Origin of the sequence: Chryseobacterium sp. C39-AII1 (assembly GCF_039672645.1) — a bacterium.
Taxonomy (GTDB): Bacteria; Bacteroidota; Bacteroidia; order Flavobacteriales; family Weeksellaceae; genus Chryseobacterium.
Window position 1 is genome coordinate 119,467 of sequence record NZ_JBDFPQ010000006.1, and the last position, 20,355, is coordinate 139,821.

A 20,355-nucleotide genomic window follows, 5' to 3' on the forward strand; every position below is an offset into this window, starting at 1 on the left:
GAATGAAAATCAAGAATCTTTCCCTTTACAATTTCAAAAACCATTCTGAAAAAAAATTCGACTTTTCTCCTCAAATCAACTGTTTTGTGGGAAATAACGGCGCAGGGAAAACCAATATTCTTGATGCATTGCACTATCTTTCGGTAGGAAAAAGTTTTTTAGGAAATACCGATCTTAACAATATCAAAAATGAAGAAGATTTTTTCACCATAAGCGCTGAAATTCAAAATGATGAAAGCGAAGATATTATCCGAATAACTCAGCCGAAAGAATCAAAAAAAGTCATTAAAAAAAATGACAAAAGCTATGATCGTATGGCAGATCATATCGGATATTTACCAAGCGTGATGATTTCTCCTTATGATTCTAATTTAATTTCAGATTCGGGGGAAAGCAGAAGAAAATTTTTAGATTCCATGATTTCTCAGACAGATTCTGAATATCTTTTTCATCTGATTCAATATCAAAAAACGATTCAGCAGAGAAATGCTTTGTTAAAATATTTCGCCAAAAATCGTGTTTGGGATAAAGATTCTTTAGATATTTATAATGATCCAATTACTAAATTCGGGACCAAAATTTTTGAAAAAAGACGAACTTTTGTAGAAAAACTCAATCCTATTGTTCAGAATTTTTACAGTATAATTTCGGGTGGAAAAGAAACGGTTTCAGTAATTTATGAATCTCATCTGCTTGAAAATTTCGACTTTTCTCAACCTCAAAAAAAGTTTAATGATTTACTGAAAGAAAGTCTGGAAAAAGACAGAATGCTGACTTACACATCCAAGGGAATTCACAAAGATGATCTTTTATTTGAAATGGATGCCGTTTTAATCAAAAAAATTGGCTCTCAGGGACAGCAAAAATCATTTTTAATTTCATTGAAACTGGCTCAGATGAGTCTTGTAAAAGAGCTGACGAATAAAACGCCTATTCTTCTTTTGGATGATATTTTTGATAAGCTTGATGATACAAGGGTTTCGCAATTGATTGAACTGGTAAATCAGGAAAATTTTGGTCAGATTTTTATTACAGATACCCATCGCGAACGCACAGAAAGTGTTGTGAAAAAAATTAACGAGGAAAGCATAATTTTTGAAATTTAATAATGAAGAAGAAAAAACGAGAATTTCAATCCTCAGATTTAGTAAAATCCTTTGCCCGAATTTACGGTTTTGAAGGAAAGTTGGTTGCATTCGAGATTAAGGATTTTCTTGAAGAATACCTTGATGAAAGCCTTTTTCGAGAGATAAAGACTGTAAATATTGAAAACAAATGTATTATTATTAAAATTGATTCGCCTTTGTTGAAGCACGATTTTCAAATGCGAAAAAGTTTTTATCTGAAAAAATTTCAGGCAAAATTCGGAGAAGAAAAATTTAATGATCTTCAGATTTTGTAGTTATCGTACTGCTCATTAGATCGTCTGCTTTTTTATCTAATCCTGAACGTAATGGAAGGAAAAATTTCAACGGATGTTTAGTAAAATATTTGAAAATTTCTCTGTAAATCATACTCACTTGTCCAAAATTCAATTTTCTTGATCTGAACGCTAAAAACATGGATAATGAAAAACTTACCAAAAAGTTAAAAAATCCGATCAGGAAAACCGTTATAAAAGAAATCCAAAACGTATAAGAATCAACAGAAAAATCTTTCCCGTACAATCCAATGGCGAAATTTCCTGCTGCAAAAGTAATGTGGCGGATATCCAAATCTAACCCGAAAAATAATCCTACCGGAGCCGTCGCTCCCAAGAAAACCCCAAACCAGAAATTGGAAACAATTCCCGGCCAGTTTTTAGCATAATAGGTAGACAAACCTTTCGCGAATTTTTTACCAAAAATCTTTCTGATCGAAAAATTTTTCGCAATACGCTCCGGGATTTGATAGAAAACAGAATTATTTCCAATATTTCCTGAAATAATCCCCGAAATAAAAAGATAAAAACCCGCGATACTCGCGTGTAAAATTGCTTTAGATTTGAATGGATCCAAATCCTTCAACAATTTATCTGATCGGTCAATTGCTAAATTTTGTGAGAAAAAAACATCTAAACCGTAAATTATTAACAAAGCAATGGGAAATGATAGTAAAACATTCCCGACAAATGCAATAAACTGACTTCGGAATAATTTTGAAACCAAATGAGCAAATTCAACGTAATTACTCTTGTTATTTCCTTCTTCAGACAGAATTTTCGTCATCGTAGCAGCCGTCATTGCAGGCTGTTTGGTTGCCAATGTAAATCCCATCAGATAGATCATTACAAATCCCATCGCATAATTCATAGAATACAAAAATGCATGGGAAAAATCACTCCCTGGAACATAGCCGTAAAGCATCTTCAAGACACATAATGCGCCCACGATAATCCCACCACCACTGGCTTTGTAGAACATCGTCATATATTCCTTCTTGGTTGAAGTAATATAATGGCTTCCTGTCTCTGCGGTATGATTGGTAATTAAGTGTGAAATTAATCTTGTACTATCATTAATTAATTCTGAGATATTATTTTTATGAGATTTGTAGCTTAATACGTTAAATATTAACTGCTTTGATTTAATTAAAACATCTTCTTCATTATCAATTACCAATAATTGAACAATCTCAAAAATACGTTGTAATTGTTGTCTGATTTTAAGAAGAGACTGATTAATTTTCCCTGAAATTCCATATTTGGAAGAATTTTTAAAGGCAATATTAACGAAATCTTGACATTGCTGAATATAGATTTTTATCTGCTTATATCTGCTGTCTTTAGAGTGTAACTGAATTTCAGGATTTGCTTTAAATTCTTCAGCCAAATCTTCTAATTCATTTTGTAAAGCTAAAAACGGGTTGTCAAAATTTCTATATTCCGGAGCCATTCTCACAACCTCAACCTCCATCGCTGCTCCTGTCACGCGCCATGAAAGAATATTCATTGAAAATATAAGTTCGTTTTTAACCTTCGATTTAAGAATGAAATCAGAAATTCCTACAATTTCAAAGAATTCATTAATTTCATTTTCAGGAAGATTATGAAGATAACTTAGGTCTTTTTTGGGTCTTAAACTCACATTGTCAATTAAATACCAAACGGTTTTTTCATTAACAACAGGCGGAAGAATTTTATTTAGAATTCTCTTCTTTAATTCAGGAAAAAAGGCATTTTCCGATAAAATATTAGCTTCCGTTAAGGATAAATTGAACGGTCTGCCATCAAAAACACGAGAAATGTAATGTTTAAAATTTTCACTAGTTTCCGGATTTTCTTTGAAAAAATTCAAAACATCTGTGAAATCACTTTCTTTTGCAGTTTCTAAAAATTCAGCTAAAGGATCGAGTGAAGACGTTTCGTTCTTAAAAGAAAAATACTTTTTAAGAACAGATTGAAAATGGATACCGGAATTAAAAAATTTCATTAATGCAAAGATACTATTTCAAACTCACATTCCTCATTTGTCTCATGATCCAATTGTGTTTCTTTGTTAAATAAGCCGAAGGATTTTTCGGGTCATATTTCTTTGGATTTGGCAAAACAGCCGCTATCCAAGCCGCTTCAGAAGTGGTTAAGTCTTTCGACGATTTATTAAAATAATATTGTGAAGCCGCTTCAATTCCAAAAACTCCCTGTCCCATTTCAATAGAATTCAGATATCTTTCCAAAATAATATCTTTACTCCAAACTTTTTCTATAATGAAGGTATAAACAGCTTCAAAACCCTTTCTTAACCAACTTCTGCCTTGCCACAGAAAAACATTTTTTGCGGTTTGTTGAGAAATTGTACTTCCTCCTCTCAATTTTTTACCTTTCTCATTATTTTTCATGGCTTTTTCAATCGCAGTATAATCGAAACCATCATGAATAAAGAATTTTTGATCTTCGGAAGCAATAACAGCCTTCTTTACATTATTTCCCATCTCATCGTACGAAATATAGTCTCTGTGAAGCTTCCTGTATTCGAAAAGTCCTCCGATCTGAGTAATGGTGATGGGCGGATTGAAAAATCGTCCCCATACGATGAACACTACGTTCAGAATAAGGATGATGAAAATGAACTGTTTAATTTTTTTCCACATAACATTTTATAAAAAGGAATAACAAAAATAATGAAAACCTTTGAGTTATTGCAATTCTTTCATGTAAGTCAGTTGATAATCTGGCAAAAGCTCAGGGTGAAAAATTTTAATATAATCTTTCAAAACTAAGTCTGATCGCACCACACCACTTTCAAAAAAATCATTTGCTTTATTCTTTTCTTTACCTGAAATTCCATAAATTTTTCCTTTATTGAAAACTTCCAATTTTTCATAAAAAAGATTAATATTCAGCATTTCTTTCTTTGAAATATGATTTCCTGCATTCACCCAAAATTGAACATTTCCAGCCTTTGCATATACCTCTTCGAAGCTCATGGTTACAGCTTTTTCATCTGAATTATCTTTTAAAATATAATTGGCATTGGCATCTGAAATATAATTAGCCAAAGAAGTTTTCCCTCCCGGAAGATACCATACATCGCCATACATTTCATTAGCAAGTACCGTTGGCTTTACTGTAGATTTTAAAGCTAATTGTTTTAAATCATTATAATTTTTCTCAATTTCTTTAAATTTTGCTTCTGCCTCCTGATCTTTTCCCAAAAGCTTTCCAAAAAGTTTAATATACGCTGTTTTTTCTAAAGGTTTTTGCTCTAAATATTCATCAAGAAATATCACCTGAATTCCGTTATTTTTAAGCAATTCATATGTGTTCTGAAAGCTCGCGATATAATTTGTAAAAATAGCATCAGGCTTTAAAGAAATAATTTTTTCAACATCATATTTCTGATCACTCCCTATATTTTGAATTTTTCCTTCTTTTACTAAACTCTGAATTTTATCTGAATAAATATATTCCGGACTAGAAACTCCTATAATCATATTTTCAGCATTTAATTCTGAAAAATAACCCGCTAAACTTGCATTTAGTAATATAATTTTCTTGAAAGGAGTTTGATCTGATTTAAAATTATAGGTATAATTCCCCGATTTCAACTGCAAAGATTTAATATCTTCTTTAAATTCTACCCGATGGGAGATTAAAACGGAATCCGAAGACGAAACTTTTGGTTCTCTTTTACAGGCGATTAGCGTGAAAAACGTGATTAACAGTAAAATTTTTGCTTTCATCTTTCAAAGAAAAGAAAAAAGTGCTATATTTGCAAACCTTTAAACAACAAGGAAACGACGGCCTCGTGGCGCAACTGAATAGCGCATCTGATTACGGCTCAGAAGGTTACAGGTTTGAATCCTGTCGAGGTCACAAATGCTTAAATGGCGCCAACTAAAAACAGTTGGCGTCATTTTTATTTATAAATAGTATTTTTTTAGGTAATGTAATCAAAAATAGTTGGTGTTTTTCACAAAAATTTGTGAAAGATTTTTGTTGATTTATACTGATAAGATTATCAATCTCAAATTAATGTACAATCGTTTTTTTTTCAATAATATTTTTCGGACTTTCTCCAAATAGTTTCTTAAAAGCAAATGAAAAATGAGAAAAATCTTCAAAACCAAGTTCAAAATAAATCTCATTAGGTTTTTTGTGCTCATGCTCTAAAAGATAACGAGCTTCCTGAAGTCTGCGATTAGTGAGCCATTTTCCAGGTGATGTTCCAAAAATAGTCTTGAATTCTCTTTTAAAGGTAGATAAACTTCGTCCTGTAAGATAGGCAAACCGGTCAAGACTAATATTGAATTTATAATTACGATTCATAAACAACTCCAAATCAACTTTATGGGGACTATTGAAATTAAAGAAAATATCTTTTAAACTTGACTGCTTTTTCAGCAAAATCATCAACAATTCTTCACGTTTAATATCTACAAAAGAGGCTTCAAGTTGTTCTTTTCCATCGTAATATGGTTCTAATGACTCGATGTAGCTTTTAATAAATTTATCATCTTTCAAAAACAAAAAAGAATCACTATTGTCAGTAGTTTCAGCTTGATAAGGATACCGTTCCAAAAATTTCTTTAAAAAAGCCTAATCAAAAGTAATAATAACCTTTTCAAACTGCCCGTCTTCTTTATATTTTGTGTATCGTACGAGATGATTTTTTCTGGCAATACAATAATCGCCTTGCTTCATAGAGTAATACTTGTAACCATCGTAAGCTACCATAGAACCTTTTAGTAAAAACAAAAAGAAATGTTCCGGAATAAATTGCTCTGGAGAAATTTCCGGACCCAAATGACAAGATTGTATATTATTAAATTTCATATTATTATTTTATTGAAACAACTTATTGCTGCATTTGTTCCTTCCTTAACATTGATTTTTCTAAAAAACTTAAATCAGTCGAAAGTGCTTACCTATATTATAGAAAAGCCAAAGCAATACTTAGATAAACCTAAATATTTTCCGGAAATACCTCTCATCCTAAACAAAATTAAAGATTTTCATTCAAACTATCTGCGCTTGCCAAAAGTGCCTCTTCACGGCTTCTTGGATTCCAATTGAGAATAGTTCTCGCTTTATTATTGGATATCTCCTTGTAGAATTCTCTGCCAATGGGTTCAAGGTTTTTTATTGTTGATGTATATTGAGGTCTTTCTTTTTTGTATAACTCGGCAACATCATAAAAGCTCATTACACCTTCCGAAGTAGCAATAAAGCGTTCTCCATTAGCCTGAGGATGAAGCATTGCTTTTATATGAATATCCGCAACATCTCTCACATCTACAACACCCATTGTAAAAGTTGGTGTATATTCTAAATTTCCTTTAAGAATTCCAGAAACTGCAATATCCAGTGAAGCAGAAGTAATGCCACCAATTACAGGACCAAAAATCCCAACAGGATTGATCACCGATAGCTCCAAACCATTTCCTTGTTTTTCGATAAATTCCCAAGCAGATTGTTCAGCAATCGTTTTAGACTTGATGTAAGCGGGAAGTTCTACATTCGAATCTGTCCAGTCTTCTTCCGTAAAAATATGGTTTTCATTATTGATACTGTACCCTACAGCTGCAAAAGATGATGTGAGTACCACTCTTTTCACTCCTGCATCACGAGACGCTTTCAAGATACGAAGAGCGCCATCTCTTGCCGGTATAATAAGTTCGTTTTCATCTTTCGGATCTTGAGCAGGAAAGGGCGATGCTACATGAAGTACATAATCACAGTTTTTAACCGCTTCATCCCAATTTTTATCTTCGGTAAGATCTGCTTCATAGAAAGAAAGATTAGAAAAATCTTCGATTCCGCCCTGTTGCAATGCTTTAAGAATCACATCCTTTTTAGACAATGATCGAAGCGTAGTTTTCACATTAAAATCTTGTTGTAATAACTGTAAAATGATATGAATTCCTAAAAATCCTGTTCCTCCTGTTACCAAAACCGTTTTGTTTGCCTGTATATTTTCCATTATTAAAAATTTATTAAGCAAAGTTGAGAATTAATTACAGTGATTATTTTGTTTAAAAGGTCAACTTTCATTTGTTCAAAAGGTCAGTTTTCCAACTTCAGGATTTTGTAATACTATCAAAATAAACTTTAGCAAGAGCACTGTTGCTTAAAAAAAACTCCCGAAAATACATCTGGAAGGCTTATATTGATATCAAACCAATTTTTAAAAACGAATTATAATGAAACAGCTTGTTTATCGAAGATATTTTTCGGGCTAACCCCGAACTGTTTTTTAAAGGCATAAGAAAAATGAGAAAGGTCTTCAAAGCCTAAATCCACATAGATTTCCGAAGGTGACTGCTGTTTTTCTTTCATTAAAAAATAAGCTTCATCCAGACGTTTTTGTAAAATCCATTTGTGGGGTGAAGAGTGAAAAATCTTCTCAAAATCACGCTTAAAAGTTGCTAAACTTCTTCCCGTGAGATAAGCAAAACGTTCTAAATTCACGTTGTATTTGTAATTTTGAATCATAAAAGACTCCAAATCAATTTTAAAAGGCTCTGAAAAATCGAAGAGAATATTTTTGAGTTCAGGCTGTGTTTCGATTAAGATAAATAACAACTCTTTAATTTTAAGGTCGATAAAATCTTTGGTCAGCAGTTTCGGATTTTCGAGAATGGTCTGCAACGATTTGATGTAATTCTGCAGCACAGCATTTACTTCGATAGAAACCAAAGGTTTAGACACTTCAGAATGATTGGATGAAAAATGATATTCTTTTGCCATATTCTGCAAAATCTCCTGATTCAGGTAAATATTCAGACTTTCAAAACTTCCTTTCTTAGGCGGACATTTCGTGAATTTCACCAATTGATTTTTTCGGATTAAATTAAAATCACCTTCTTTAGCGATGTATTTTTCCTTACCGTCAGACAGCACAAATTGTCCCGAAATTTGAAACGCAAGAACGTGTTGAGGAACAAAATTTTCGCCTTTTCGGCTTACCTCGTGATAGCAGGAATAAACAATATCAGATTTTTCCATTTTCATTGAATGCTAAAAGACAAAGCGCCATTTTTGAAACAACGCTTTATCAAATGTACAAAATATTATTGCAGAACAGCTTTCGGTTCAAGATAAGCTTCCAAACCATACACGCCATATTCTCTGCCAACTCCAGACTGTTTGAAACCGCCAAACGGAACCATCGGGTCGTGCTTGAAGCCGTTGATGCAAACTCTTCCTGCATCAATCTGCGAAGCCACTTTTTGAGCTCTTTCCAAATCAGATGAACTGATATAAGCTGCTAAACCATAAGGTGTATCGTTTGCAATTTCTATCGCCTCTTCTTCCGTTTTATAAGGAATAATAGACAATACAGGCCCGAAAATCTCTTCCTGAGCAATTTTCATTTTATTGTTTACGTGGGTAAAAATGGTCGGTTTTACAAAGTTTCCGGCTTCCAATCCTTCAGGTTTGCCTTCACCTCCGGCTAAAACTACTGCGCCTTCTTCCAATCCGATTTTGATGTAGTTTTGAACTCTTTCAAATTGTTTTACACTCACCATCGGTCCCACATTTGTGCTATCATTTTGAGGTAATCCTACTACCACTTTTTCCGCGGTTGCTTTAGCAATTTTATTCACTTTATCGATTTGATTTTCAGGAACCAAAAGTCTCGTTGGCGCAATACAAGCTTGTCCACTGTTCATATACGCTCCAAAAATCGCAGTCGGAATCACTTCTTCAAGATTGGCATCATCCAAAATAATATTGGGCGATTTTCCACCTAATTCCAGAGTCACTCTCTTCATAGTATCGACCGCAGTTTTTGCAATTAACTTTCCAACATTCGTAGAACCTGTGAATGAGATTTTTGAAATAGTAGGATTAATGGTTAATTCAGTTCCGACTACATTTCCTAAACCTGTCACAAAATTGATAATTCCTTTTGGCAAACCTGCGTCGTGAAAGGCTTCCATCAACACCTGAGTCTGCAGACCGCTCATTTCACTTGGTTTGATAACGACTGTACAACCTGCAGCAATTGCTGTGGCAACTTTACTGCAAACCGAGCTGTTACTGGCATTCCAAGGAGTGATAATTCCTACGACACCAACTGGTTGTAAAAGGACTTTTGAAGAATTAATGGTTTGTCCAAATTCGAAATTTCGGATAGATTCTATCATTGAATCGAACCAACTGTCCGTGTTATTATTGCTTAAAGTAACAAACTGTTTGCTACCTCCATATTCTTCAATCATTACGTCGATAAGCTGTTGTTTTTTGTTTTCTACAGCAGTTTTCAACTTTTCAAGATAAGAAATCCTTTCCTCAACAGTCGATTTCGAATACGTTTTGAAAGCTTCTTTCGCTGCAGCGATGGCATTTCTGGTATCAACTTCATCGGCCAAAGTTATCTCTCCTATTTTTTGGTTATTAGACGGATTGATTAAATCTAAAGTTTCCGTTCCGTGAGGCGTTACAAATTCGCCATTGATGTAAATTTTGTTTACTGTTTTCATTTCTAAAATTTTATAGTACAAAATTAGAGTAGAAATAAAAAGTAAACTTTGCAAAAAAGCTCAATATTAGTTTGTAAAAAAGTTCAGTTTTTAATTTTAAATATTTTTTAACTGTTTCCTTTTTACATTAAACAAGTGTAATCCCACCGCTTTTTTGAATAATCTGATAAACTTTTTAAACTCATCAACAGATTTTAAGCTTCTTTAATCAAGTAAATATGATCGTGTTCCGATGCTATTTCAAATTTAATAAAATCGGAAGAATAGTTCTCCCGACTTATTAAAATTACATTAAATTCAGCTTAGATATTACTTTTCAAATGTGTTTCAAATGAAGACAATTCCTGTTCTATATTCGGATTTTTAAAAACATCATAAAACGCAAATGTCGGCAATGGCTGAACTCCTACAAACCGAAGCGTTGCTGTGAAAGGCTTTGTAAATTCTTCCATTGAGAAGTCTTCAAGCAATTGGCCTGAGTTTCCAAACGTTTCTTCTGGCGCATTCCAGGTATTTACAATCATTCCTCTGCTTTGCAGAAGACCGCCTGTTCCGTAATTTCCGCCATTATTTCTACCATCTCCGGCGTAGATTTTTCCGTAGCCACTCATCAAAACTTTATCGATATAATCTTTTGTTTTAGCGGGCATCCCAAACCAATTAATCGGAAAATGAAAGAGTACAAAATCTGCAGTTACCCATTTCTCGATTTCCTGCGGAATTTCATAGCCATTGTCGATAACTGTTTCAAGAATTTCGTAGCCTTTTTCTTTAAAAATAGTTTTACTTTTTTCGAAAATCGTTTTGTTGAGATTTCCTTCTGCAATTTGTGGCCATTTGATATGACCGTTGATGATTAATGCTTTCATTTAATTATAAATATTTTCCAAGATTAAGTTCAACATCGCCATAAGTCTGCAATCCCTGATCCAACAGTTTTTTAATTCTGCTTCTTGCTTCGGGTTCTGTTAATGATGCGAAGAAGGCTATCTGCGTTTCCATAATATGTTCATCTTTAGGAATAATGACTCTTTCGTTCATCGTTGCCTTGATTTTCTTGATGATTTTCAAATCAAATGAGTCAATTCTTTTGGCTAAATTTTCTACGAATATATCCAATTCATTATCTGGAAATGCTCGATTAATCCAACCGTAATCAGTGGCAGTTTGCGCATCATAATCGTCACCACTCAAAATAATTTCCAGAGCCCTTGCCTTTCCTGTCAAAAGATGAAGACGCTCTAATCCGCCACCACCGGGAAAAGAACCGATTCCGATTTCAGGTTGAGCAAAAAAAGCCTTTTCCTTGCTTGCAAAACGCATATCAAAAGCCTGAATAAATTCACTACCTAAACCTCTCGCTCGTCCTCTGATCGATGCAATACTTACAAACGGAGCCTGTTCAAGTCGTTTTGCAACATCGGGCCAAGATTTTGAAAGTCCGGTTTTTCCTTCACCTTTCGGAAAATCAAAAATATTAACCAATTCAGCGTGAGCGACATAAAATTCCGGGTTGGAACTTTCAAAAACTACTACTTTCAAATTTTCGTTAGCTTCTAATTCATCCATTAACGTTCTTAATTGAACCGAAAATTCAGGGTCGAATACATTTACCGGAGGATGATTGATGGCCACTTTCAAATAGCTTTCTGTAATTTTTTGTGTTGTAAAAATCATAATAATTTCTTTTTTAAAGTTTATTTGTAACTGGATAAAATCTTCTTCAAATTGACAAGTGAGAAATATTTCAGTATTTTTGCTTGCAAATTGAAAGTGTAAAGATATAGATTAACTTTCAAAATGCAAGTAAAATATTTATGGTAAAAAAAAATAGAAATTCCGGATGTCCGGTAAGTAACTCTTTGGATATCTGGGGCGATAAATGGAGCTTACTAATTGTGAGAGATTTGATGTACGCAAAACAGTGTACATACGGTGATTTTTTGAAATCTGAAGAAAAAATAGCTACCAATATTTTGGCGACAAAACTGCAAATTTTAGAAGCTGAAGAAATTATTTCTAAATCGCAACATCCTGAAAGCAAAGCAAAGTTTTTGTATAAACTGACCGAAAAAGGCATTAATCTGCTCCCTGTTTTAATAGAAATTTATTTGTGGGGCGAGCAATATTTTGAATTGTCTGAAAACCATAAAAAATTTCTACAGGATGTAAAAAAAGACAAAGAAGCATTTTTAAAAAGGGCGCAAGAAAATCTCAGAAAAGCACTTTAATTATTTTAAAGCAATCAGTATAAAGCAATTACTTAAACATTTTCGGCAATGAATAATTCTACAAAAACTTTCGAATCACATCACAAGAAATTAGGTTTAATTTCATTCAATTCCGAAACTTTGGATTTTGTAAATGGAGAAACATTCAGACCTTACATTAAAGTTTTGTTTGTTCCTGCAGGGTATTCTTTGACGGTAGATTTCAATGTTTATAAAACTGAAACTCCGGCTTTGTTTTTCATTAATACCAATCAACATATTGATATTCAATCATCAACTACCGATTATGCTTTTTTGATTCATTATAATAGAGATTTCTACTGTATTCAGATTCACGATGAAGAAGTGGCTTGTGACGGACTTTTATTCAATAATATTTTTGAAATTCCAAAGGTAGATTTGTTGGAAGATGAGCTGAAAACGGTGTCGCAATTATTTAATCAAATCAATGATGAGCTTAATTTTCAGGATCGTTCGTCTGAGGAAATGATTAGAACGTATCTGAAGCAAATCATTATTCGAGCTACAAGACAGTGGAAAAAACAAAATCTACAAACTGAAGAACTCAACCTCATCACTGCTGAACAGGATTTTTTTCGAAATTTCAGCCGTCTTGTAGATATTCATTACAAAGAAAAACACAGCGTCGCCGATTATGCAGACCTTCTGAATCTGGCTCCCAAAACGCTTTCCAATAAATTTCATAAACTCAATCTCGAAAATCCGAATGAAATGATTAAAAACAGAATCATTCTGGAAGCCAAACGATTATTGCTTTATAGCGAGTTGAGTATTAAGGAAATTGCCTATCAATTGGGTTATGAAGACCCCGCGTATTTTAATCGAATGTTTGCGCAAAAATCTGGAAAAACTCCGGCGGTTTTTAGGAAAGAAATTAAGGCTTGATTTTATTTTATCGGCTACCTTATTGACATTTTCTGCTATATTTTAGATTGAACTCCTACGGAGTTCTGTTTCTTTACCCCTAACTATTTACTACACAGTTGCTGCTCCTTACGGAGCATTTTTTTTGTTTTGAAGTTTCGTTTTATCAATCTCAAAAACTTAAGTTGGTTAAAAAAATCGATTTTCATTCATAATTAGATTAAAAACACATCAAAAGGAAAAAAGTACAATTTTTAATGACTTTTTAATCTTTATTTAGATTAACAACGCGACATACCTTTGTCCCATCAAAAAATAACAATTTAAAAAAACATAATAAATTCAACTTATTAAACTAGTTAAATGTGTAGGATTTCTAGCCTTTATAAATTTGCCATATCAAAATTAAACAATCAAAAAAAACAAAACGTACATAGAATAAAAAACTTTAATCTTCAACTTTAAAATTATCTTAAATATTAATCTTCAAAAATAATTACAATGAAAAATATCTATTTAAAAGCAGTAACATTAGCTTCATTTGCCATCTTCAATACTAATATTATGGCACAATCAAATCCTGCATCTCAAGACCCAAATATCGGTAGAGAAACCAGAGAATTCTTAAAAGCTTTGAACAGCGGTGACGGAAAACCATTGGAAACCTTAGCTCCAAAAGACGCAAGATTGGTTTTGGTGGGTGCTCAAAAATCTGTAAACTTCGATTATTCTGATATTGAAGAATCCGAAAGAACCATCACACAAGACGGACAAACGGTAAACATCCACATCGTAAAACCCAAAGGCGCAAAAGCGGGACTTCCTGTATTTATGTTCTTTCACGGTGGCGGATGGGTTTTAGGAGATTATCCTACACACAAAAGATTAGTTCGTGATTTGGTTGTAAATAGCGGCGCAGTAGCAGTTTTTCCAGATTATACGCCATCACCAGAAGCGAGATTTCCAGTTGCCATCAATCAAGCTTATGCAGCAACAAAATGGGTTTCTGAACACGGAAAAGAAATTGGTGTTGACAGCAGCAAACTTGCCGTTGCAGGAAACAGCGTAGGCGGAAATATGGCAGCCGTTGTCGCATTGATGGCAAAAGATAAAAACGGACCAAAATTAAAACAACAAGTTCTTTTGTGGCCAGTTACAGATTCTGATTTCAGCAGAGCTTCTTATACCAAATATGCTCAGGAAAGATTTTTAACAACCCCATTGATGAAATGGATGTGGGATAATTATTTACCTGATTTAAAAGAAAGAAATAACAAATATGCTTCTCCACTGAAAGCTTCTTTGGAAGAATTGAAAGGTTTGCCACCAGCATTAGTTCAGGTTGCTGAAAATGATATTTTGCATGACGAGGGTGTAGCTTACGGAAGAAAATTGGATGACGCAGGTGTTCCTACAACTCTTACAGAATACAAAGGTTTTATCCACGATTACGGAATGCTGAATCCTTTGGCTCACATCCCTGCAGTGCAAGAATCTGTATTGGATGCAGCGACTGCCTTGAGAAAAGCGTTATTTACAAAGTAATCTAAAATAACACAATAAAAAACTCGAGTAAATTTATGATTACTCGAGTTTTTTTTAGCTCTTAATTGTATTTATAGCTTAACTAGAGATTTTTTAAGGTTTCCAATACAAGTTTTGACATTTAATAAAAACCAACTGTAAAAGACTGTTTACTTAATATAAAATATACCTTGAATATACTTTTGTTCAGCAAAGCAAGTTCATCCATTACAAAATATCTTAGTTAAAAGAATTTCTGAATTCCAAGGGTGTAACTTCAGTCTTATTTTTGAATAATTTATTGAATGATTGTGGGTATTCAAATCCTAGCCGATAAGAAATCTCACTGACAGACAAATTGGTGGTTGTTAAAATCTTTTTTGCTTTATCAATCAGTTTTTGATGAATATGCTATTGGGCATTTTGACCTGTCAGTTCCCGTAAAATATCACTAAGATAATTGGGAGAAACATTCAATTGGTTTGCTAAAAATTGTACAGTGGAAAGTCCTGATTGTAGCTCCTGATCACTACTGAAATGATTTTCCAATAAGCTATCCATTTGGCTCAATAAGTCATTATTTTTAACTTTCTGGAATAGGAACTGCCGACTGTAAAAACAAATGTATCCCTACCAAGGATAAGTGTATCCAAAATAAAACAGACAATGATATTAAACTAAAGACTAATAGTGTCAATTTCGATTACTCCAAATACCTAAATATCAAAGTACAAAACATTAGAAATTAAAGGCTAGATCAATCATAACCAATTCTTATTTAATTTGACTTAAACGAATGGAATCATCAACAAAAGTCTTTGTGTAGACTTTACTTAAAGAGACAACTTTCATAAATTTAAAAAAAACAAAAAAATCCCGAATTAACGGGATTTTAATGTTTAGATATATATTTATTTTATCTCTACAGGAACTGAGATTTTATCCCAATCCATTGTGAATCCGTTGCTGTTTATTTTATAAACTAAAGCTTCCTGTGTTGCCGGTAAAGCCTTTGTTTTTACATCAACACGCAAAGCATCTTGCCCTTCCTGATATTTATAAGCGCCCCATTGTTTTGCTTCTTTGTTAAAAATCGCAGTCCATGTTCCGCTTTCTTTAGGGATCAAGAAAAAACTATATTTACCTTTAGGAAGTTTTTTACCTTGAACGGTAATGTCTTTATCCGTTTCAAAAGTAGTTGCTTCGTTAGCACCCGCACGCCAAACTTTATTATACGCTTCCAAACCGCCCCAGATGGTACGACCTTTCACAGAAGGGCTGCTGTAGGCGATTGTAATATTGGCATCTTTAATTTTTCCTGTCGCAGTAGCTGGTGGGCTCGCAGGTTTTTTAGCTTCCTGAGCAAATGCATTTACTGAAATCGTCATTGCAGCCAAAACCATAGTAGCAGATTTAATTATTGTTTTCATACTATTTTTTATTTGTTTGTTCTTGTTTTTGTTCGCTTACGAATTTACGGCTTTCGGCTTATAAAATAGCAACCCGATTGCAGAAAAAATAATTACCGCAGCCGCCCCAATCACATTAAGCCAAAGGAAAGAAACAATATCGAACTGATAAACGGCAATCACCGCAATTTCTGATAAAATAGCAGCCATAAATACATTCTTTCCATTGATTTTTTTAAAGTAAAATGCAACCAGAAAAATCCCCAGTATCGGACCGTAGAAAAGAGAACCCAATACATTAACCGCTTCAATGAGAGAACCCATCTGAGTAGCAAACATCGCAACACCAATCGAGAAAATTCCCCACGCTAAAGTGTGTAGACGACTATATTTCAATTCCGTTTTGTCATCTAGAATTTCTTTTTTAAATAGTAAATGAACATCTTTTAATGAACAAGCTGCAAGGGAATTTAACGCTGCTGAAATGGAACCCCAACTCGCCAGAAATATGACGGCAAACAATAAGCCGATCATTCCGACAGGCAAAGTATTTTTTACAAAATATAAGAAAATGTAATTCGTATCCGTTTTCTCTGCATTAAAATTTGATTTATTGATTGCTTCCTCTACCCTTCCGTGAAGAGCTTTTACCTTTGTCTGTGTATTTTTAAAATCCTCAATTGTTTTTTTAAGTTCAGGAGATTGAGTTTCTTTTAACTTTAAAATTTCTTTAGATTCTGAATTAAATTTTGCCTGCAAATCCTGATGTTCTTTTTCAAAAACTGCAGCCTGTTCTGGTTGTTTTTCTTTTAAATTCTGATAAGATCTTTCATTAAAATAAATCGGAGCCGGTTTTAGAGAAAAGAAAGCGAAAAGTAAGGCTCCAATCAAAAGAATAGCAAACTGCATCGGAATTTTAACCAATCCATTTAATAGTAAACCCATTTTTGCATTAGTATTATCTTTCGCAGTAATATATCTTCCGACTTGGCTTTGGTCTGTACCAAAATAAGAAAGCGCCAGAAAAAAACCTCCAATTAATCCGCTCCAAATATTGTATTTGTCTTTCCAGTCGAATTCTGTGGTGATTACATTCAGTTTTCCTGATTTTCCTGCCAGATAAAGCGCATCATTAAAACCAATTCCATTTGGCATATTTTCAATTATCAGATAACCCGCAAAAGCCATTGTTCCAAGAATAATAAGAAACTGCAATTTTTGAGTATGAGCGATCGCTTTTGCACCGCCTACATAGGTATAAATCAACAAAATTCCACCTGTCAAAACATTCGTCAAATAAATATTCCAGTTTAAAACGCTTGACAAGATGATACTCGGAGCGTAAATACTGATTCCCGTTGATAAACCTCTGGAAAAAAGAAAAAGCAGTGAAGTCAGTACCCTTGTCTTTTTATCAAAACGGTTTTCTAAATATTCATAGGCGGTGTAAACATTTAAACGTTGAAAAATCGGGATAAAAGTGATACAAATAACAATCATCGCCAAAGGCAAACCAAAATAATACTGCACGAAACGCATCCCGTCTGTATAAGCCTGTCCTGGTGCGGAAAGAAAAGTAATCGCACTTGCCTGAGTCGCCATAATACCGATCAACACAATGTACCAAGGCATTTTGTTGTCTGCTTTCAAGTAAGATTCGTTGCTTTTTTGTCCACGACCGATGAATACACCGTAAACAACCACTGCAACCAGTGTAAAAATAAGAACTGTCCAATCTATCGTACTCATGCCCAGAATTTAGTGAACCAGTAATAAAACACAATCTGAGCTACTAATGCAAATGCTAAAAGCAGATACCAAATATTCCAATTTTTAAGTTTCTTGTTCATTAGTTTTTTTGTGCAGATAAGAAGTTTAAAAATAATCGTGCCGCACCCACATTTCCCGCAGGTAACTGTCTGAAAAATGCCAACGGAGTATAAATAAAATTACCCTTTCCGTATTTTGCATACAAAGTTGATCCCTGCAAAGGCTCTTCACCCGTATCGTGCATTTCAAAAAGCGGTTCATAGGCTGCATCCCATTTATCTGGGAAATAGGCGCCACGCTCCTGTACCCAACCTTTAAAATCATCGGCAGTAATTTTGTTTGGATAGTTCAGTAATTTATGATTGGGATTTAAAAATTTAACCTCAGCATTTTCTTCGGTAACACGCTTATTAGCAATTGTAAAATTGTACATTCCCAATTGTTCAACCGTTGTATCCTGATTGGTGTTATATTGCATCACCAAATTACCTCCAACTTTTACATAAGACCATAAAAAAGGCATCCAGCGCCCAAGCTTTTTCTCTGTATTATTGGCACGAACTCCAAGAACGATCGCATCATATTGTGAAAGTTTATTTTGACTTCCGCCAGATTCATCTAAATTGCCATAAAAATCTTCGTCTTTTAAAACATCTACCTGAATACCTGCAATTTTTAGGAACTCAGGAATGAAATCACCAGCTCCTTGTATGTAACCGACTTTTTTAACCTTAGCTTGAATATCGCCTTTCATTACAGCTACAGTGGCAGGTGTAAAATATTGTAAGGAAGGCAAATGAGGATATTGAATTAGTACCTGTTTTTTGTTATACGTGATTCCATCTGCAACAAAATTAGCATCCAATTGCAACTGATTTGATTTTATTGAAGCAAGTTGGGTTTTTGGAATAATATAATCAACGGTAAAATCTTTTCCATTAATTGATTTTAAATCACCACCGCCTAATCGATCTCCATTATATAACAAGTTTACTTTTCCATTATTAAACTGTTTATTTGAATTTACCTTAAAATTTAAACTTAAATGTAAATCTTCATTTTCTTTGACTAAATAAAGTGGCTGTGTAAATTTCAGTTCCAATGCAGGAACGATTCGCAAAGCTTCAACCACATCACCACGCACCGGATCTAATTTCTTGAACGATAAAGGAAGTTTAACCTGAAACTTCTCCGAACCAATTTTTAAATCAAGCAAAACATTCAGTGGTGATTCTGCCTCGGGTAATCCGACTAAAGTATCATTCGGAACAGAGAAAGTAGCTGCGTTCACAGCTGGTTTTGCCAACCAGTAAGGTTCTGTAAGCGCTGCATCAGCAGGAATCTGAATATCGTGCTGAATGGTAATTAAAGAATCTTTTGATAATTTTCTGTTAAAGTTTTCTGACTGACTTAACCATTTTACATTTTCTAAAACGACAGGATTTGCAGCTCTTGAAATTAAATTTAATCTGAAATTATAATTATCACCAGCAACAGCTTCAGCCTGATTAGTTACAACTTCGCCCATAAATCCGGCACAGCTTAAAATAATATTGTCAAGTGATTTAATTTTATCCTTTTTTAAATCTGAATCTTTTAGAGCCAAAACTTTTTTTCGCAAATCTAGCAAAGCAGGTAAGCTAAGATCAGGATTATTGAAATTGAAAGCGGAAATAATTTTATCTAAAGATTGGTCAATGTCAGAATTCCCTTCTTTTGTCCATGTCTTATTGATTCCATCAAAAAGCGTTGATTTTGCAGGCTCTCCGGCAACATTAGAAAAATATTCAGTTTTGATTCCGGCTACAGACTGTGTTCCTGCACCCTGACTTTTATGTAAACTTCTGCTTAATCCCGCCAATTCACCATAACCCATTCCCAATTGTACATCATATTGTCCAACGGTGATTTTCAATTGATTTTCAGCGGTCGTATTATTGTTCCCAAATCGGAAAGTATTCCACATGATGCGTTTTGGTTGCCATACATCCACATATTTCAGTTGCTCTGGAAAGGCAGTTTTGTCGCCTGCAAGCCTGAAGGCTTTTTCTGCCACAACAGCCGAAGCCGCATGTTGTCCGTGACCTGCCGCAGCAGTTGGAGGAAAACGGCAAATAATCACATCCGGACGGAATTGACGGATGACCCAAACGACATCTGCTGTAATATTGTCTGCATTCCACTGTTTAAAAGTATCGGTTGTATTTTTAGAGAATCCGAAATCAATCGCACGGGTGAAAAATTGTTGTGCGCCGTCTAACTTTCTCGCTTCTAAAAGCTCATGTGTTCTGATTAATCCTAACGCAGCGCCTTGTTCTGTGCCTAATAAATTCTGACCACCATCACCTCTGGTTAAAGATAAATAGCCCGTTTCTACATTTTGATCGTTGATTAACCAAGAGAGCAATCCTGTATTTTCATCATCGGGATGAGCCGCAAGATATAAAACTTTAGGTAAGTGTTTAAGCGTTTTGAGTTCGCGGTAAATTTCAGATGACTTTGAGGGCCGAATTTGTTGCGCCGAAAAAACGGTATACAATCCAAGGATGAATACAGTGCTTACTTTTTTGAACATATGATTTGCTTTGTTGCGTGGCAAATATAAGTAAATCGTTTTTCTTTTAAAGTTT

Annotated in this window: 20 protein-coding genes and 1 tRNA gene; 6 read left to right on the forward strand and 15 right to left on the reverse strand. The window is 34.0% G+C overall.

Translation table 11 applies throughout. The annotated features are described in order from the left end of the window. Positions 1-2: 2 nt before the first annotated feature. Positions 3-1,106 carry a DNA replication/repair protein RecF gene (locus ABEG63_RS11610; RefSeq protein ID WP_346584934.1) on the forward strand — a complete coding sequence of 368 codons (1,104 nt, stop codon included), beginning with the start codon at positions 3-5 and terminating at the stop codon, positions 1,104-1,106. A gap of 2 nt (positions 1,107-1,108) precedes the next feature. Next, positions 1,109-1,402, forward strand: coding sequence for a hypothetical protein (locus ABEG63_RS11615; RefSeq protein ID WP_346584936.1), 294 nt, complete (start codon positions 1,109-1,111; stop codon positions 1,400-1,402). Here the strand turns inward: ABEG63_RS11615 and ABEG63_RS11620 are convergent. The 3 genes from ABEG63_RS11620 to ABEG63_RS11630 are packed head-to-tail and all read right to left on the reverse strand — an operon-like array spanning position 1,380 to position 5,160. Beyond that, entirely contained in the window at positions 1,380-3,410 is a 2,031-nt protein-coding gene (locus ABEG63_RS11620) for a recombinase (protein ID WP_346584937.1), read from the reverse strand. The genes ABEG63_RS11615 and ABEG63_RS11620 overlap by 23 nt on opposite strands. 13 nt (positions 3,411-3,423) lie before the next feature. Next, complete coding sequence (mtgA, locus tag ABEG63_RS11625) at positions 3,424-4,068, reverse strand: monofunctional biosynthetic peptidoglycan transglycosylase (RefSeq protein ID WP_346584938.1); 645 nt, start codon at positions 4,066-4,068, stop codon at positions 3,424-3,426. A gap of 45 nt (positions 4,069-4,113) precedes the next feature. Further along, on the reverse strand, positions 4,114-5,160 hold the full coding sequence (locus tag ABEG63_RS11630; RefSeq protein ID WP_346584940.1) for an ABC transporter substrate-binding protein: 1,047 nt from the start codon (positions 5,158-5,160) through the stop codon (positions 4,114-4,116). Between the two features lie 59 nt (positions 5,161-5,219). On the opposite strand from ABEG63_RS11630, the gene ABEG63_RS11635 reads away from it, so the two are divergent. Beyond that, a tRNA-Arg gene (locus tag ABEG63_RS11635) sits at positions 5,220-5,293 on the forward strand. A gap of 156 nt (positions 5,294-5,449) precedes the next feature. Here the strand turns inward: ABEG63_RS11635 and ABEG63_RS11640 are convergent. The 7 genes from ABEG63_RS11640 to ABEG63_RS11670 form a co-directional block, all read right to left on the reverse strand. Further along, entirely contained in the window at positions 5,450-5,998 is a 549-nt protein-coding gene (locus tag ABEG63_RS11640) for an AraC family transcriptional regulator (RefSeq protein WP_346584941.1), read from the reverse strand. Positions 5,999-6,016: 18 nt separating this feature from the next. Continuing rightward, a complete protein-coding gene (locus ABEG63_RS11645) occupies positions 6,017-6,253 on the reverse strand; it encodes a hypothetical protein (RefSeq protein ID WP_346584943.1) in 237 nt (78 codons plus the stop codon). A gap of 169 nt (positions 6,254-6,422) precedes the next feature. Next, positions 6,423-7,400 carry an aldehyde reductase gene (locus tag ABEG63_RS11650; protein WP_346584944.1) on the reverse strand — a complete coding sequence of 326 codons (978 nt, stop codon included), beginning with the start codon at positions 7,398-7,400 and terminating at the stop codon, positions 6,423-6,425. A gap of 215 nt (positions 7,401-7,615) precedes the next feature. Continuing rightward, positions 7,616-8,425 (reverse strand): AraC family transcriptional regulator, encoded by an 810-nt coding sequence (locus ABEG63_RS11655; RefSeq protein ID WP_346584946.1) that lies wholly within the window; start codon positions 8,423-8,425, stop codon positions 7,616-7,618. Positions 8,426-8,490: 65 nt separating this feature from the next. Beyond that, positions 8,491-9,906 (reverse strand): aldehyde dehydrogenase family protein, encoded by a 1,416-nt coding sequence (locus tag ABEG63_RS11660; protein ID WP_346584948.1) that lies wholly within the window; start codon positions 9,904-9,906, stop codon positions 8,491-8,493. 302 nt (positions 9,907-10,208) lie between these two features. Then, on the reverse strand, positions 10,209-10,775 hold the full coding sequence (locus tag ABEG63_RS11665; RefSeq protein ID WP_346584949.1) for an NAD(P)H-dependent oxidoreductase: 567 nt from the start codon (positions 10,773-10,775) through the stop codon (positions 10,209-10,211). Between the two features lie 4 nt (positions 10,776-10,779). Beyond that, on the reverse strand, positions 10,780-11,583 hold the full coding sequence (locus tag ABEG63_RS11670; protein WP_346584951.1) for an enoyl-CoA hydratase/isomerase family protein: 804 nt from the start codon (positions 11,581-11,583) through the stop codon (positions 10,780-10,782). A 140-nt stretch (positions 11,584-11,723) separates the two neighbouring features. Between ABEG63_RS11670 and ABEG63_RS11675 the strand changes: the two genes are divergently transcribed. The 3 genes from ABEG63_RS11675 (at position 11,724) to ABEG63_RS11685 (ending at position 14,567) form a co-directional block, all read left to right on the forward strand. Next, complete coding sequence (locus ABEG63_RS11675) at positions 11,724-12,137, forward strand: helix-turn-helix domain-containing protein (RefSeq protein ID WP_346584953.1); 414 nt, start codon at positions 11,724-11,726, stop codon at positions 12,135-12,137. 48 nt (positions 12,138-12,185) lie between these two features. Beyond that, entirely contained in the window at positions 12,186-13,043 is an 858-nt protein-coding gene (locus ABEG63_RS11680; protein WP_267402508.1) for an AraC family transcriptional regulator, read from the forward strand. Between the two features lie 543 nt (positions 13,044-13,586). Then, positions 13,587-14,567, forward strand: coding sequence for an alpha/beta hydrolase (locus ABEG63_RS11685; RefSeq protein ID WP_346585133.1), 981 nt, complete (start codon positions 13,587-13,589; stop codon positions 14,565-14,567). Positions 14,568-14,786: 219 nt separating this feature from the next. Here the strand turns inward: ABEG63_RS11685 and ABEG63_RS11690 are convergent, their stop codons facing one another. The 5 genes from ABEG63_RS11690 to ABEG63_RS11710 all read right to left on the reverse strand — a co-directional run bounded on the left by ABEG63_RS11690 (position 14,787) and on the right by ABEG63_RS11710 (position 20,300). After that, a complete protein-coding gene (locus ABEG63_RS11690; RefSeq protein WP_346585134.1) occupies positions 14,787-14,954 on the reverse strand; it encodes a helix-turn-helix domain-containing protein in 168 nt (55 codons plus the stop codon). Positions 14,955-14,957: 3 nt separating this feature from the next. After that, a complete protein-coding gene (locus ABEG63_RS11695) occupies positions 14,958-15,107 on the reverse strand; it encodes a hypothetical protein (RefSeq protein ID WP_312393049.1) in 150 nt (49 codons plus the stop codon). 350 nt (positions 15,108-15,457) lie between these two features. Then, entirely contained in the window at positions 15,458-15,976 is a 519-nt protein-coding gene (locus ABEG63_RS11700) for a DUF2911 domain-containing protein (RefSeq protein ID WP_267402507.1), read from the reverse strand. Positions 15,977-16,012: 36 nt separating this feature from the next. Beyond that, positions 16,013-17,704, reverse strand: coding sequence for a sodium:solute symporter (locus ABEG63_RS11705; RefSeq protein WP_346584954.1), 1,692 nt, complete (start codon positions 17,702-17,704; stop codon positions 16,013-16,015). Between the two features lie 100 nt (positions 17,705-17,804). Then, on the reverse strand, positions 17,805-20,300 hold the full coding sequence (locus tag ABEG63_RS11710) for a PIG-L family deacetylase (protein WP_346584955.1): 2,496 nt from the start codon (positions 20,298-20,300) through the stop codon (positions 17,805-17,807). Positions 20,301-20,355 lie beyond the last annotated feature (55 nt).

Coding starts and splice junctions, on each gene's coding strand:
- ABEG63_RS11670 (WP_346584951.1), bottom strand. CDS start 11,583: ATGATTTTTACAACACAAAAAATTACAGAAAGCTATTTGAAAGTGGCC.
- ABEG63_RS11680 (WP_267402508.1), top strand. CDS start 12,186: ATGAATAATTCTACAAAAACTTTCGAATCACATCACAAGAAATTAGGT.
- ABEG63_RS11630 (WP_346584940.1), bottom strand. CDS start 5,160: ATGAAAGCAAAAATTTTACTGTTAATCACGTTTTTCACGCTAATCGCC.
- ABEG63_RS11655 (WP_346584946.1), bottom strand. CDS start 8,425: ATGGAAAAATCTGATATTGTTTATTCCTGCTATCACGAGGTAAGCCGA.
- ABEG63_RS11685 (WP_346585133.1), top strand. CDS start 13,587: ATGGCACAATCAAATCCTGCATCTCAAGACCCAAATATCGGTAGAGAA.
- ABEG63_RS11615 (WP_346584936.1), top strand. CDS start 1,109: ATGAAGAAGAAAAAACGAGAATTTCAATCCTCAGATTTAGTAAAATCC.
- ABEG63_RS11660 (WP_346584948.1), bottom strand. CDS start 9,906: ATGAAAACAGTAAACAAAATTTACATCAATGGCGAATTTGTAACGCCT.
- ABEG63_RS11620 (WP_346584937.1), bottom strand. CDS start 3,410: ATGAAATTTTTTAATTCCGGTATCCATTTTCAATCTGTTCTTAAAAAG.
- ABEG63_RS11700 (WP_267402507.1), bottom strand. CDS start 15,976: ATGAAAACAATAATTAAATCTGCTACTATGGTTTTGGCTGCAATGACG.
- ABEG63_RS11665 (WP_346584949.1), bottom strand. CDS start 10,775: ATGAAAGCATTAATCATCAACGGTCATATCAAATGGCCACAAATTGCA.
- ABEG63_RS11650 (WP_346584944.1), bottom strand. CDS start 7,400: ATGGAAAATATACAGGCAAACAAAACGGTTTTGGTAACAGGAGGAACA.
- ABEG63_RS11675 (WP_346584953.1), top strand. CDS start 11,724: ATGGTAAAAAAAAATAGAAATTCCGGATGTCCGGTAAGTAACTCTTTG.
- ABEG63_RS11695 (WP_312393049.1), bottom strand. CDS start 15,107: ATGGATAGCTTATTGGAAAATCATTTCAGTAGTGATCAGGAGCTACAA.
- ABEG63_RS11610 (WP_346584934.1), top strand. CDS start 3: ATGAAAATCAAGAATCTTTCCCTTTACAATTTCAAAAACCATTCTGAA.
- mtgA (WP_346584938.1), bottom strand. CDS start 4,068: ATGTGGAAAAAAATTAAACAGTTCATTTTCATCATCCTTATTCTGAAC.
- ABEG63_RS11710 (WP_346584955.1), bottom strand. CDS start 20,300: ATGTTCAAAAAAGTAAGCACTGTATTCATCCTTGGATTGTATACCGTT.
- ABEG63_RS11705 (WP_346584954.1), bottom strand. CDS start 17,704: ATGAGTACGATAGATTGGACAGTTCTTATTTTTACACTGGTTGCAGTG.
- ABEG63_RS11645 (WP_346584943.1), bottom strand. CDS start 6,253: ATGAAATTTAATAATATACAATCTTGTCATTTGGGTCCGGAAATTTCT.